The 13,853-nt window shown below is 62.1% G+C and carries 11 protein-coding genes; 4 read left to right on the forward strand and 7 right to left on the reverse strand.

All coding sequences use genetic code 11. The features are described 5' to 3' along the window. Nucleotides 1-2: 2 nt before the first annotated feature. Entirely contained in the window at nt 3-1,112 is a 1,110-nt protein-coding gene (locus tag AC1DVH_RS22495; RefSeq protein ID WP_477755673.1) for a 2-aminoethylphosphonate--pyruvate transaminase, read from the reverse strand. Between the two features lie 109 nt (nt 1,113-1,221). Between AC1DVH_RS22495 and AC1DVH_RS22500 the strand changes: the two genes are divergently transcribed. Next, the gene (locus AC1DVH_RS22500; RefSeq protein WP_477755674.1) at nt 1,222-2,085 is read left to right on the forward strand and encodes a LysR substrate-binding domain-containing protein; all 864 of its coding nucleotides are present in this window, start codon (nt 1,222-1,224) and stop codon (nt 2,083-2,085) included. A gap of 122 nt (nt 2,086-2,207) precedes the next feature. Here AC1DVH_RS22500 and AC1DVH_RS22505 read toward each other — a convergent pair whose 3' ends face one another. Beyond that, nucleotides 2,208-3,080: a LysR family transcriptional regulator gene (locus AC1DVH_RS22505; protein WP_477755675.1), complete on the reverse strand. Its 873-nt coding sequence runs from the start codon at nt 3,078-3,080 to the stop codon at nt 2,208-2,210. Nucleotides 3,081-3,348: 268 nt separating this feature from the next. Between AC1DVH_RS22505 and AC1DVH_RS22510 the strand changes: the two genes are divergently transcribed. Together AC1DVH_RS22510 and AC1DVH_RS22515 are read left to right on the forward strand one after the other, a co-directional pair. After that, a complete protein-coding gene (locus AC1DVH_RS22510) occupies nt 3,349-4,674 on the forward strand; it encodes an MFS transporter (RefSeq protein ID WP_477755676.1) in 1,326 nt (441 codons plus the stop codon). A 68-nt stretch (nt 4,675-4,742) separates the two neighbouring features. After that, nucleotides 4,743-6,134, forward strand: coding sequence for an FAD-dependent oxidoreductase (locus AC1DVH_RS22515; protein WP_477755677.1), 1,392 nt, complete (start codon nt 4,743-4,745; stop codon nt 6,132-6,134). Between the two features lie 3 nt (nt 6,135-6,137). Here AC1DVH_RS22515 and AC1DVH_RS22520 read toward each other — a convergent pair whose 3' ends face one another. Then, nucleotides 6,138-7,559, reverse strand: coding sequence for a type VI secretion system Vgr family protein (locus AC1DVH_RS22520; protein WP_477755682.1), 1,422 nt, complete (start codon nt 7,557-7,559; stop codon nt 6,138-6,140). 225 nt (nt 7,560-7,784) lie between these two features. On the opposite strand from AC1DVH_RS22520, the gene AC1DVH_RS22525 reads away from it, so the two are divergent. Beyond that, nucleotides 7,785-8,489, forward strand: coding sequence for a YebC/PmpR family DNA-binding transcriptional regulator (locus AC1DVH_RS22525; protein WP_008051121.1), 705 nt, complete (start codon nt 7,785-7,787; stop codon nt 8,487-8,489). A gap of 82 nt (nt 8,490-8,571) precedes the next feature. Here the strand turns inward: AC1DVH_RS22525 and AC1DVH_RS22530 are convergent, their stop codons facing one another. The 4 genes from AC1DVH_RS22530 to AC1DVH_RS22545 form a co-directional block, all read right to left on the reverse strand. Continuing rightward, nucleotides 8,572-9,870, reverse strand: a complete 1,299-nt coding sequence (locus AC1DVH_RS22530) for a leucine-rich repeat-containing protein kinase family protein (protein WP_477755678.1) — start codon at nt 9,868-9,870, stop codon at nt 8,572-8,574. 170 nt (nt 9,871-10,040) lie between these two features. Continuing rightward, the gene (locus AC1DVH_RS22535; RefSeq protein ID WP_477755679.1) at nt 10,041-11,102 is read right to left on the reverse strand and encodes an ABC transporter substrate-binding protein; all 1,062 of its coding nucleotides are present in this window, start codon (nt 11,100-11,102) and stop codon (nt 10,041-10,043) included. Between the two features lie 18 nt (nt 11,103-11,120). Beyond that, nucleotides 11,121-12,236: an NAD(P)/FAD-dependent oxidoreductase gene (locus tag AC1DVH_RS22540; RefSeq protein ID WP_477755680.1), complete on the reverse strand. Its 1,116-nt coding sequence runs from the start codon at nt 12,234-12,236 to the stop codon at nt 11,121-11,123. Then, a complete protein-coding gene (locus AC1DVH_RS22545; RefSeq protein ID WP_477755681.1) occupies nt 12,233-13,588 on the reverse strand; it encodes an FAD/NAD(P)-dependent oxidoreductase in 1,356 nt (451 codons plus the stop codon). Before AC1DVH_RS22545 ends, AC1DVH_RS22540 begins: the two co-directional genes overlap by 4 nt. Nucleotides 13,589-13,853 lie beyond the last annotated feature (265 nt).

Below are 13,853 nucleotides of genomic sequence, written 5' to 3' on the forward strand. Positions count from 1 at the left end.
GTTTAGATCTCTAACACTTCCATCTCGCGCAACACTTCAGCAATCGCCGCCACCGCTTCGCGCATTTGCGCCGGGTTGACATGGCCGATGCAGCCGACGCGGAAGGTTTCGACCTGGGTCAGTTTGCCGGGATAGAGGATGTAGCCCTTGGCCTTGACCCGCTCGTAGAATTCCTTGAATGCGTAGCGCGGATCTTTCGGGGTATGAAAGGTGGCGATGATTGGCGCCTGGATAGCCGCCGGCAGGAAGCTGTGCAGCCCCAGTTTGCCCATCTCTTCCATCAGTGCCTGGCAGTTGGCGGCATAGCGTTCGTGCCGGGCCGGCAAGCCACCTTCTTCGTTGTATTGCAGCAGGGCTTCGTGCAGTGCGGCGACCACATGGGTCGGCGGGGTGAAGCGCCACTGGCCGGTCTTGGCCATGTAGGCGTGCTGGTCCTGCAAGTCCATGGCCAGCGAATGCGAGTTGCCGGCGGCGTTGGCCAGGGATTCTTTGCGAGCGAAGACAAAACCCATGCCTGGCACGCCCTCCAGGCATTTGCCCGAGGCGGCGATCAGTGCGTCGAACGGCACTTGCTGTGCATCCACCGGCAGGGCACCGAAGGAACTCATGGCGTCGATGATCAGGCGCTTGCCGTGTTCTGCGACGACCTGGGCGATCTGCGGCAGCGGATTGAGGATGCCGGTGCTGGTTTCGCAGTGAATCAGGGCGACGTGGGTGATGCCGGTGTCGGCACGCAGCAGGCGGTCGACGTCGGCGGCGGTGGTCGGCTCGTCTTCGGCGGTTTCGAAGGTACTGTAGGCGCGGCCGAGCACTTCACAGATTTTCGCCAGGCGTTTGCCGTAGGCGCCGTTGATCAATACCAGAATCTTGCCGTCCCGAGGCACCAGCGTGCCGATCGCTGCCTCGACCGCGAAGGTGCCGCTGCCTTGCAGGGGCACGCAGTGGTGGGTGGCGGCGCCGTTGATGATTGCCAGCAGTTGCTCGCAGAGGCTGGCGGTTAGTTGATTGAAGCGGTCATCCCATGAACCCCAGTCAACCATCATTGCCTGACGGGTGCGGGCCGACGTGGTCAACGGGCCGGGGGTGAGCAGGATGGGTTCGGCAGTACTCATTCTCGTGTCCTCGCAATCGATGGGATGAAGCTACGGGACCTAAATTGCAATTTGCCGTGTTATCAATCAAATTGTTTATTGTTATGCCAGCCATCAGTGAGGGTTATTCATGAACCTGTTTCAGCTGCGCGCATTCGATGCCGTGGCGCGGGAAGGCAGCTTTACCCGGGCGGCGGCGCGGCTGTTCATCAGCCAGCCGGCGGTTACCGGGCACATCAAGGCCCTGGAGGAGCACTACCAGATCACCTTGCTGCGCCGCACCGCCCGCCGAGTGGAACTGACGGAGGAGGGCACCAAACTGGCGGCCATCACCCGGGCGATGTTCGGCCTGGCCGAAGAGGCGCAGGTGATGCTCGAAGCCAACCGGCAATTGCTGACCGGGCGTCTGGAGGTGGCGGCGGACGGTCCGCACATGGTCATGCCGATGCTCGCCAGCCTGCGGGCGCGCTATCCGGGGATCACGGTGAACCTGCGCCTGGGCAACGCCCAGGAAACCCTGGCGGCGCTGCTGTCCGAACATGCCGACGTGGCGGTACTGACCGAGGTCGAGCCGCGCAAGGGCTTGCATCTGCAGGCGCTGAACGAATCACGGATTTGCGCGCTGGTGCCCGCCGGGCATCCTTGGGCGCAGAAGGCCAAAGGCGTGCAGCTCAAGGAACTGGATCAGGTGATCATGGTGCTGCGCGAACCGGGTTCGATTACCCGGCGCACCTTCGATGAGGCTTGCGCCCAGGCCAGGGTCAATCCGCGGGTGCTGCTGGAACTGGACAGCCGCGAAGCGGTGACTGAAGCGGTGGCCGCCGAACTGGGGGTGGGGGTGGTGTCGTCGGTGGAGGTCAGCCACGACCCGCGGGTGGCGGCGGTGCCGATTACTGGCGAGGGGCTGGTGAATCGGCACATGATCGGGTGCATGGAGCGGCGACGGGATTTGCGCTTGATTCAGGCATTTTTCGGGTTGGCGCCAGGCAGGTAGACCGAGTCGCCTGCAATCGCGAGCAAGCTCGCTCCCACAAGGGATTTGCGTCGACCACAGATTATGTTGACGACACACCACCACTGTGGGAGCGAGCTTGCTCGCGATGGCGTCGGACCTGCCTAAACAAGACTCTCGCGAACCATCTGCAGAAACGTCGCCACCACCCGCCGCGAGCTCTGCTCGCGCAGGCAAACCAGTGTTTCAGTCAGCCGTCGTTCGCAATCGGTAATCGGCAGTGCGCAAACCCTGGAGTCGGCGCCAAACTCCGCGGCCGACACCACGCCCACCCCGATCCCGACCACCACCGCTTCCCGCGCCGCCTCCCGGCCTTCGACCTGAATCGCCGGGCGAATGCGGAACCCGGCGCGTTGCATTTCTTCTTCCAGGGTCTGCCGGGTCACCGAACCGATTTCCCGCAACACCAGCGGCGTGTCGTCGAGGTCCGCGAGGGTGATGGATTCGCGATCCGCCCACGGATGATTGCGCGACACGAACGCCACCATCGGGTCGTTACGCAGGGACAGGGAGATCAGGCGTTCATCGCTGACGTCACGGCCCAGTAACGCCAGGTCGGCCTGATAGTTGAACAGTCGAAACAGCGACTCATCGGTGTTGCCGGTTTCGATCTTCACGCTGATCCCGGGGTAGCGTTCGCAGAAGCGGGCAATCTGCGGCAGCACATGCACCGGTGCATCCACCGCCAGAATCAGGCTGCCGGTCTGCAAGGCCTGGGAATCCTGCAACAGCTCCTGCGCTTGCGCCTCAATCACAAAAAGCCGCTGGGTAACGCTCAGCAGGCGCTCGCCCAGATCGGTCAGGCGCACCGAGCGCTTGTTGCGGTGAAACAGCAAGACGCCGTAGCGCTCTTCGAGTTTGCGCACCTGGTCGGAAATCGCCGGCTGCGTCAGAAAAAGCCGCTCGGCGGCTTTGGTAAAGCTTCCATGGACCGCCACGGCATGGAAGGCTTTGAGCTGGGCGTGGGACACCGACATGGAAATCTCCAGTAACAAGCTGGGCTTATTTTTGAAATACGATAAATCGATTTCACTTATTAATCAGTAATTGTTTTTATCCACCTCAGCCCCGCTGACGGGTCAGTCGAACAGCAGCGGGAGCCATGAGCCTGGGCGTGCAAAAACAGGACTCATCTGACCGGTATCCGCCGTAGGGACAGGGCGATATCGCAGTGCTCAACAATAAAAAAACAGGCGTTTTCTTCCAATTCTGCCGGCACACTCACACCCTGAGGTCAGAACCACAATGAACAAGCACATCGGCACCATCAAGCGTTGGCGCATGCAGATCTTCGCGATCACCTGGCTCGCCTACGCCGCTTTCTACTTCACCCGCAAAGCCTTCTCGGTGGCCAAGCTCGGCATCGCCGAAGACCCGACCTTCATGCTCGACAAAATGGCCATGGCCAACCTCGACGCCATCTACTTGACGGCCTACGCCGTCGGCCAATTCACCTGGGGCATCCTTGCCGACCGCTTCGGGCCGCGGGTGGTGGTGCTGGGCGGGTTGCTGATTTCCGCCTGTGCGGCGCTGGTGATGGGCAACTTTGCAACGTTACCGATTTTCGCTACCTGCATGCTGATCCAAGGGCTGGCGCAGTCCACCGGTTGGTCGGGGCTGTGCAAGAATCTCGGCAGCTTCTTTCCCTCGGAGCAACGCGGGCGGGTACTGGGCCTGTGGAGTTCCTGCTACGCCTTTGGCGGTCTCGTGGCGTCGCCGTTTGCCGGTTGGTGGGCGTATACGCTCATCGGCACCTGGCATGCGGCGTTTGTTTCCAGTGCGGCGGTGGTTGGGCTGGTCGCCGTGCTGTTTTTTATTTTTCAACGTAACAAACCGGAGGACGTCGGCTTGCCGGCGGTGGAGCCGGAACCTGAGCTGACCGCCGAACAAGCTGACGCGCAAAGCAAAATCAGCATGTGGGAGCCTTTGAAGGAAATCCTGCGCAACCGCACGGTGCTGGTGCTCGGGGTGGCGTACTTCATGCTCAAACCGGCGCGCTACGCGATTCTGCTGTGGGGGCCGGTGATCGTTTTCGAACAGATGCCTTCGGTGGGTAAGGTCGGTGCAGCAATCATTCCGACCTCGTTCGAGCTGGCCGGATTGCTCGGACCGATCATGATCGGCCTGGCCTCGGACAAACTGTTCGGCGCCCGACGCATGCCGGCTTGCGTACTCAGCCTGTTGGCGCTGACCGTGTCTTTGGCACTGTTCATGGGCGCCTTGCATACCGGTAGCGTGGTCCTGGTGGTGGCGCTGCTGTTCGTCATGGGCCTGACCCTCTACGGACCGGACTCGATGATCAGCGGCGCGGCGGCCATCGATTTCGGTACTGCCAAGGCCGGCGCCACAGCAGCCGGTTTCGTTAACGGCTGCGGCTCGGTCGGGGCGATTCTCGGTGGCCTGCTGCCTGGCTACTTCGACACCGTTACCGTGTTCATTGTCTTCGCCGGCTGCGCCATGTTCTCGGCGCTGGTGCTGATCCCGCACTGGAACAGCCGCCCGGGCGGCCTGAAAACCAACTACCCGTTCGTGCCCAATCGGACGATGACCATCAAACCCCTGCGCACCTGAATCCTGTCCCTCGTCGCCTGCTGCGTCCGCGGCAGGCTGGCGTGTGGGCCATTGACTGGAGATTTCCCATGAGACCCTTTTGGCTGGACCAGGCCTTGAAGGCTGATGCGTCCGAAACCTGTCCGCCACTGCAAGGCGACAGCCGCGCCGACGTGTGCATCGTCGGCGGYGGTTATACCGGGTTGTGGACCGCGATCATGCTCAAGGAGCAGAACCCCGAGCTGGACGTGTTGCTGGTCGAAGCGGATATTTGCGGCGCCGGGGCCAGTGGACGCAATGGCGGTTGTGCGCTGTCGTGGTCGGCCAAGTATTTCACCCTTGAGCGTTTGTTCGGCGTCGAAGAGGCCGTGCGTCTGGTCAAGGAGTCCGAGCGCAGCATCCATGCCATCGGCGCCTTCTGCGAACAGTATGCGGTGGACGCCGATTACCGCCTCGACGGAACGCTCTACACCGCCACCAACCGTGCCCAATGCGGCTCGACCGATGCGGTCATCTCCGCACTGGAGCGCCACGGCATCAACTCGTTCACCCAGCGGCCGGTGGCCGATGTGCAGCGCATGGCTGGCTCCGGCAAACACCTGGAGGGCTGGTTTTCTCCGGCCGCGGCCAGTGTGCAGCCGGGCAAGCTGGTGCGCGGTCTGCGCCGGGTTGCCTTGCAGTTGGGCGTGAGGATTCACGAAAATACCGCGATGACCGGGCTGGAAGAGGGCAAGCCGGTGGGCATTCAAACCCCCAGCGGCACCGTCCGCGCCGACCGGGTGGTGCTGGCGATGAACGCCTGGATGGCCCGAGCGTTCCCGCTGTTCGAGCGCAGCGTGGCGATCGTTTCCAGCGACATGCTGATCACCGAGCCTCGGCCGGATTTGCTCGACGAAATCGGCCTGACCAGTGGCGTCACGGTGCTCGATTCACGGATTTTCGTGCACTACTACCACAACACCCCGGACGGCCGGATCATGCTTGGCAAGGGTGGCAATACCTTCGCTTACGGTGGACGCATGCTGCCGGTGTTCGATCAACCTTCGCCTTACGCCGGTTTGTTGCAGAGCAGCCTGGCGGATTTCTTCCCGGCGTTTGCCGACGTCAAGGTCGAAGCGACCTGGAATGGTCCGTCGGACCGTTCGGTGACCGGGCTGCCGTTTTTCGGGCAGATGAGCGCCAGTGGCAATGTGTTCTACGGTTTTGGCTACTCCGGCAGCGGTGTCGGGCCCTGCCATATGGGCGGGCAGATTCTGGCGTCGATGGTCCTGGGCCTGGACAACCCCTGGACCCGTTCGCCACTGGTCAACGGACCGCTGGGTTTTTTCCCGCCGGAACCGATTCGCTACATTGGCTCGCTGATGGTGCGCAACGCCATCCGCCGCAAGGAGCGTGCAGAGGATCACGGGCTTCGGCCGCGGCATCTGGATGTGCGATTGGCGAAGTTCGCCGCAGCAGCCGGCAAGGCTGACAAGGGCTGAGTGTCAGGGCGCAAGGTCCGAGCGGCTGAGCAGCCAGTCGAACAGCAGGCGGGTATCGCCACGGGGCTCACGCGGACGAGGGCCGCGAGGTTGTGGCCGTGGGCCCATGGCCGTACAGAGCACCGGGCGATCCGGGTCACTGTCGAGGAAAATCACCAGTACCTCGCTGCCAGCCACGGGCAAGCGGGTCGGATCGATCCAGTCCTCGGCGGTGGTCAGCGCCAGCGGTAACCACAGACCGGTGGCCGTCTCTGCGGCGGATTGTGTAGCGGGCCAGAGGTTCACCTGAACCCGGCCATCCTCATCCACTGTCGCCGGTTGCCCGACTGGGCCGCACACCTGGCCGGGCTGATACCCGGGAATACTCGGCCTGGGTTGTTTGAGCGCGGGTCTGAACACCGTCGACCAGGGGATGGCGCTGAATTGATTGCGGTAACCTGGGGCCATGCCCGATGTGTCGTCGAGCAGAATCGATGAATGACGCCCCTGATGGCGGATTTCGGTGACCAGCCATTGGTCATTGAAACTCGCCAGCGGGTGCTCGGCCACCTGTACGATCCGGCCACTGCGTAGTGCACCCTGGTTACTTTGGCCGTGGATCTGCAGGTGTCGGCAACGCAGACGTTCCAGTTGTCGACGGCTGAGCTGATCGCGATGTTGTTGTTCGTGGGCGGGAAAGTGTCTCGTCGTGGCGAACGAGTGATTGGCTGCGCCGTCGCTGGTGTCCGCTGCACCAGGATTCCTGGCACCCGGGCGCACGGGGGAGAGCGCCGCGTCATGGCGCTGGAACAGTTCGCTGATCACAGGTTCGTGATGTTCGTCGAGGGCGCCGCTGCGCATCGGCATGAGCAGCGGTTCCTGGGGGAAACTCAGGCTGTCATCGGCCAACACCAGGACATGGCCATCGCGTTGATGCTCGAAGTGGTAGTGGATGCCTTCTTCCTCGCACAGTCGTTGCAGCAACGCCAGGTCGGTTTCATCGTACTGAATGCAAAAAGGTCGCAGGGGATAGTGCCCGGTTGCCAGTTCAAAGCGATAACTGCCGACGGGCAACCCATGTTCCTCGAGCAATTGGCGCAGGATCATGGGCACGCTGGCGCGCTGGAAGACGCGTCGGCGTCGTTGCTGCTCCAGCACTTGGACACGGGACACCAGCACCAGCTTGTAAGCGACCCGGTGCCCGCTTCGATGTTCACTACTGGCGCTGTGTAGCACGCCATGAATGCCTTGATCGTGGCCGAAGTCGAGGAACACCGGTTGGCGCAGCAATCGCTCAAGGTTCAGGGCCGGTGCCAGCCCGATAACCTCGATATCGAATCGATAGGGCTGGTTGAGTGCTTCATGACCGCTGAACCGGACCACCTGGAAACTCAGGTCGTCGTCGAGAAGCGTCAGGGTGGTGGGACTTTCCTTGTCGTTGTGCATCGAACACGCTGCCGCCGTGAAGTAGGGTGCAAAGCGTACGAAACCCCAGCGCATTGCGGGCACGTTAAAGCGACATTTCCGAATCGCCCTACAACCGCTGGTGAAGATGTCGATGCAAGTCGGGATTTTTTGGTCGATTGCCAACTTTAGGCCGTATAAACTTGCACAAAGCGTCGACCAATAGATGTCTCGGCGCCACAGATGCCACAGATAAGAGAGTGAGAAATGGGCGCACAGTGGAAGGTTAAACACAAAGAAGCGGCAGCCAATGCCAAAGGCAAGATCTTCGGCAAACTGGTGAAGGAAATCACCATTGCTGCGCGCAACGGCGCTGATATTGCTACCAACGCGCACTTGCGCCTGGTGGTTGAACAGGCCAAGAAAGCTTCGATGCCCAAGGAAACACTGGATCGCGCCATCAAGAAGGGCGCGGGCCTGCTGGGCGAAACCGTGCAATACCATCGCGTGACGTATGAAGGGTTCGCCCCGCATCAGGTGCCGTTGATCGTTGAGTGCGTGACCGACAACATCAATCGCACCGTCGCCGAGATCCGCGTGGCATTCCGCAAGGGTCAACTGGGCGCTTCCGGTTCCGTGGCCTGGGACTTCAACCACGTCGGCATGATCGAAGCGTCGCCGGACACCCCGGACGCCGATCCGGAAATGGCCGCCATCGAAGCCGGTGCACAGGATTTCGAGCCGGGTGAAGAGGGTGCAACCCTGTTCCTGACCGAGCCGACCGACCTCGATGCGGTACAGAAAGCCCTGCCGGAACAAGGCTTCACCGTGCTGTCGGCCAAACTTGGCTACCAGCCGAAAAACCCGGTCAGCGGCCTGAGCGATGAGCAGATGGCGGAAGTCGAAGCGTTCCTCGAAGGCCTCGATAACCACGACGACGTGCAGGACATGTTTGTCGGCTTGGCGGGTTAAGTCTTTGTGTCAATGACGGCTCTGTTGTCTGGCAGGCCGTCATCGTCGGATCGCCGCCCGGAGCAAGCTCGCTCCCACAGGTTTAAGCGACGACTTCGCCAAACCCCGGCCGCTCCAGCACGTGCGGCTGACAGCAACGCCGCTCCAGATCTTCCAGCACCCCACGCTCTTCATCGCTCAACCCCGAATCAACCCGCTCCAGCAACTCCCCCAACAACACCCCGAACGCCCGCACCTCGATCCGCTGCAAGGCACGGCTTTCAAGGCTGTCGGAAATCGCGTGGAACGACGCCGCACCAAAGTCCCCCAGCAAGCAATCACCCTGTTCATTCCACAGAATATTGTGCCCATAGAGATCACCATGGGTGATGCCATGACCGTGCAGGTGCTCGGCCACCGAGGCAATGCCCGAGGCAATGCGCAGCGCCACCGCGGCACTGAAACGCAAATCGTCGGGGTAAATGTCGCGGCTGCATGACGCCAGGCTCGGCAGCGCGGCGAGGTTGCGAAAGCTCGGTGCGATCAGTTGCATCACCAGCCCGGCGGTTTGCTGCGGGTGATCGACAATCCGCCCTTCGACGCGGATCAGATTCGGGTGCAGGCCAGCGGTGATGCAGGCGTTCATTTCGTGCAATGGCGAACCGTCGCTGGTCATTTCGCCCCTGTAGAGCTTCACCGCAACGGCCATGGGCGGCTGCCCGGCGGGTTGCCAGGCGGCCTGATGAATCACCCCGGACGCACCTTCGCCGAGTTTCTTCTCCAGACGTAACGCCGACCAGTCAATGCGCGGTGTGGCGTCGAGGGCCGCGGCATCGGCTTCGGTTTCCAGCGGGTTACCGGCGTACGCCAGCCAGGTCAGGCTCGGCAGTTCCAGCAGCCATTGCGGCAACCCGGTCAACCGGTTGGCGGCGATGCGGATCAGTTCCAGCCGATGGCACTGGCGCAAAGACTCCGGCAGCGCGTGCAAACGGTTGCCGGCGAGCATGAGCTTTTGCAGGAACGGGCGCTCTCCCAGTTCGGTCGGCAAGGTTTCGATGCAGTTGTCGGTCAGGATCAGCCAGCGCAGCAGCGGTGGGAGCGCCGCTGCGGGCACGTGGTCGATGCGGTTGGCCTTGAAGCCGATCATCGTCAGTGCGGTGCATTGGCCCAGGCAGGCCGGCAACTCGGTGAAGCGGTTATCGGAACAGAACAGCACGCGCAAACGGGTCAGGCGATGCAAGTCCTCGGGCAGGGCGCTCAAGGCATTGCCGCTGAGGTTGAGCACTTCCAGCGAGTCCGCCAGATCGAAGATCTCCCGGGGGAATTCGGTCAGGCCGTCGACCAGATCCAGCCGCGTGATGCCCGACAACTCGCCGTTACGCAATTGAGCAAGGGTATGCATGAACAGATTCGCTATTGATCAAGGAATAGGCGCGTGGCCCCGGAAATGCGCGACATGATAGCGGGAAAGATGTGGCGACTGTCAGGCCGCCTTCGTCGGAACGCCGCCCGGAGCAAGCCCGCACTCACAAGGTCATGCCGATGCCCACACAGCTGTGCGTTGCCAGTGACCTAGCGCTCGATACTGCGGCTCCACCGCGCATTCCATGCCGGACGTTGTTCGTTGACCTGATCCCAATCCAGGGCAATCGCCGTATCGAGGTAATGTTTCATGGCTTCGACCTGACCATGGGTTCGCTCGGTGGTTGGGGTGTTGGGGTTGGACGGAATCTGGTCGCCATCCTCGAGTGCGACGGCCTGGGCTTGCGGGGTCAGCAAGAAGGCGGCAAGTTTTTGCGCCAGCTCCGGTTGCGTGTTATTGGCGATTGCGCATTCGGCGACGTTGAGCACCACGGCGCCTTCCTTCGGCTGTGCGTATTCCACTGGCATGCCCTTGAGCTTCAGAGCCGTCACCTGGGTCGGCGTCAACGGGAACAGCGCCGCTTCGTCGGTCTGAAGCATTTCGGAGATCTTCGCCGAGCTCGGAATGTATTCCAGTACGTTACGCCCGACGGTGTTCGGCCAGGCCTTGAAACCAGGGTCGACATTGGTTTCGGTGCCGCCCTGTATCCGGTTGAACATCAGGAAACCGTGCAATCCGAACGTCGAAGAGGCCATCGACTGGAACACCAGTTTGTCCTTGAAGCGCGGGTCGGCCATGTCCATCCAGGAGGTCGGCGCGCTCCAGCCTTTTTCTTTGAACAAGCGGGTGTTGTATGCCAGCCCGGTGACCCCGAGGCTGACCGCCACGGCCTGGTCCTTGATCCGTCCCTTGGCCGGAATCTGTTCCAGCGTCGGGCTGTCTTCGAGTTTGTCGCACAGTCCCATGGAGATCGCGCGGTACATGATGCCGTCGTCGAGGAACATCACGTGCATCTGCGGGTTGCCCTTGCTGGCCTGAACCTTGGCCAGGATATCGGATGAGGTGCCCGGTACGATCACTACTTTGACGTTGTTGGCCTTCTCGAAAGCCGGCAGCACCTTGTCGGCATAGAGCCGCTCCATGGTCCCGCCGTTCATGCCAAGATAAAGTGTTGGCTCGGCCTGGGCCTGAGTGACCGTGAGCAGGGCGCCCACGCAAGAAAAACTTAGCCAAGAGAAACCGAGCAGTGCACTGCGTTTGACGTTATTCATTGGCGCGACCTTCCTCTATCAAGCTACGGAGATGGAGTGAAACCGGGTGATGGAAAACGCATCCAGCGACGTCTTTGATGCGCCGCTACAGATGATTTCGGTGAGCGCCTGGCCCACCGCGGGACCGATCTGGAAACCGGCGCCGGCAAAGCCGAACGCGTGCAACAGACCGGGTTGGGTACCACTGTGGCCGATCACCGGTTGGCGATCGGGCAGATAACCTTCGGTGCCGCTCCAGGTACGAATCGCCTGGGCACCTTCAAGAAACGGGTAGAGCTCGACGGCCTGGCGGAGTATTTCCAGCACTGCGCCTTGACCGGGGCGGGCGCGGGTCTCGTCGAGGGCATAGCCCTGGCCGCCGCCCAGTACGCAATTTCCCCGGGTAACCTGACGGGCATAAATGCCACCGCCCTCGACGCCGGTGCTGGCATCCATCACCAGCGGCAACGGTTCGGTGACCAGCATCGCCGGGTGACCTGAATGCATCGGCACCGGTTCGCCGAACTGCGTGGCCAGGCTGCCGGCCCAGGCTCCGGCGCAGTTCAACAGCCAGGGTGCACGCCATTCCAGGCCAGTTTGCGTATGTACACGAAATCGTTGTCCGTCATGTTCTACAGCGTTCACCGCGCATTGTTCGTAAACCTGCGCGCTCTGTTGCCGCGCCGCCCGAGCGAACGCCGGAGACACCAGGCGCGGGTTGGCGTGACCATCGTCAGGGCAATAGGACGCGCCTGCCGCCACGTCTCCAACCCACGGAAAACGTGCGCGCAATTGGGTTCGGTCGAGCACTTGCAGATCGAGACCGAACCCCCGACTGCTATCGGCGTAGTCCCGCAGGGCTTGCAGATCGTTGAGACTGCGGGCCAGTTTAAGGTGACCGCTGCGCTGGTATTCGCCGTCGATGCCAATCAGTTGTGGCAACTGCGCCCAGATTTCGTGGGCCTTTTGCGACAGCGGCAATTGCGCCAGGGGACGACCCTGACGCCGCACGCCGCCGTAGTTCACGCCGCTGGAATGTGAGCCGCAAAAATCCCGTTCCAGCAGCGCCACGCGCCGACCGGCCCGACTGAGAAACAGGGCGGCGCTCGCACCGACAATGCCACCGCCAATGATGACTGCATCGACTTCGTTCAAAGCTCGATCTCCAGGCCAAACGGCAGCGGTTTGATCGGTGCCTGGGCACGCAACCGGCCGATATCGGACACGGCGCGCTGGCTCTGGCAGGCAATGATTTCTGCTGCTGCGGCACCGCACATCCGACCTTGGCAACGCCCCATGCCGACACGACAATGAGCCTTTACCCGGTTGATTTCCCAATGACCTTCGCGCACCACGTCGCGAATATCCCCGGCGCGTACTTCTTCACAGCGACAGACCATCACGTCATCGGTAAGACCAGCGGCCCAGTTGTCGGGAAATGTAAAGGCGCGTTCGAGGCCCTGACGAAATTCGCTAATGCGTTCCAGGCGGTGTTCCAACTGGGCAGGGCGCTGCGCCGAAATCAGATGACCCATGTCGTCGAGCAGTGCCAATGCGGCGCGCTCACCGGCCATTTCCGCCGCGTCCGCACCCATGATGCCGGCACCGTCGCCCGCCAGATAAACCTCGGCGACACTGCTGCGGCCCGCACGGTCACGTTGCGGTAACCAGGCGCGATTGAGCGGGTTCCAGGCGAATTCACAGCCGAGCAGATCGGCCAGTTGGGTTTCACTGCGCAGGCCGTGAGCGAAGGCCACGGCGTCGCAGTCGAGTGAGTGGTTGCCCCTGGCGTTGGACCAGCGCAGCGATTGCACGCGTTGCTCGCCGTCGATGGCTGCCAGGGTCGCGCCTTGATGCACAGGGATGCCGTGCGCGGTCAGCCAGCCGCGGTAATAAATGCCTTTGGCCAACGTGGACGGTTGCGCCAGCAGGCCGGGCAGGGCTCGGGCCTGTGCGCTGAAGGGTGAGCTGTCGAGCACCGCGACCACGTTGGCGCCAGCCTTGGCGTATTGATAGGCGACCAGGTACAGCAGCGGGCCGCTGCCGGCGAACACCACGCGTTCGCCGATGGCGCAGCCCTGGAACTTCAAGGCGATTTGCGCCGCACCGAGACTGTAGACCCCCGGCAATGTCCAGCCCGGTACGGGCAGAATCCGGTCGGTGGCGCCGGTGGCGACGATCACCCGGGAGAACTCCAAGCGTGCTGCGCGGCCGTTCTGCAAAGTGTCGAGGGCACCGTCTTCGGCATTCCACACCAGGGTTTCGGCGCGGTAATCGATTTGTTCGCGCAGTGTGTCAATCGTCTGATGCAGCGCATTGGCTTTGCGTGCTTCGAAGCCATACAGCTTGACCGGCGAACGTTTGAAGTTGGCCGGTTGACGCCGATAAATCTGCCCGCCGCCGCGTGCGGCTTCGTCCAGCAGCGCCGGACGCACGCCATGGGCAACCAGCGTTTGTGCCGCACGAATGCCCGCCGGACCGGCGCCGACGATGACCACAGACTTCATACTCTCACCCCTGTGGGAGYGAGCYTGCTCGCGATGACGGCGGCCCATTCAATAATTGTGCTGACTGACAGCCTGCAATCGCGAGCAAGCTCGCTCCCACATYGGATTGGCAGTGAKCCTGTTTTTTGTGCCCGACGTTGCCCCCCTGTGGGAGCGAGCTTGCTCGCGATTGCAGGCTGTCAGTCAGCACAACTATTGAATGGGCCGCCGCCATCGCGAGCAAGCTCGCTCCCACAGGGGGGCAACGTCGGGCACAAAAAACAGG

This window comes from Pseudomonas sp. P4_C3 (assembly GCF_056402075.1).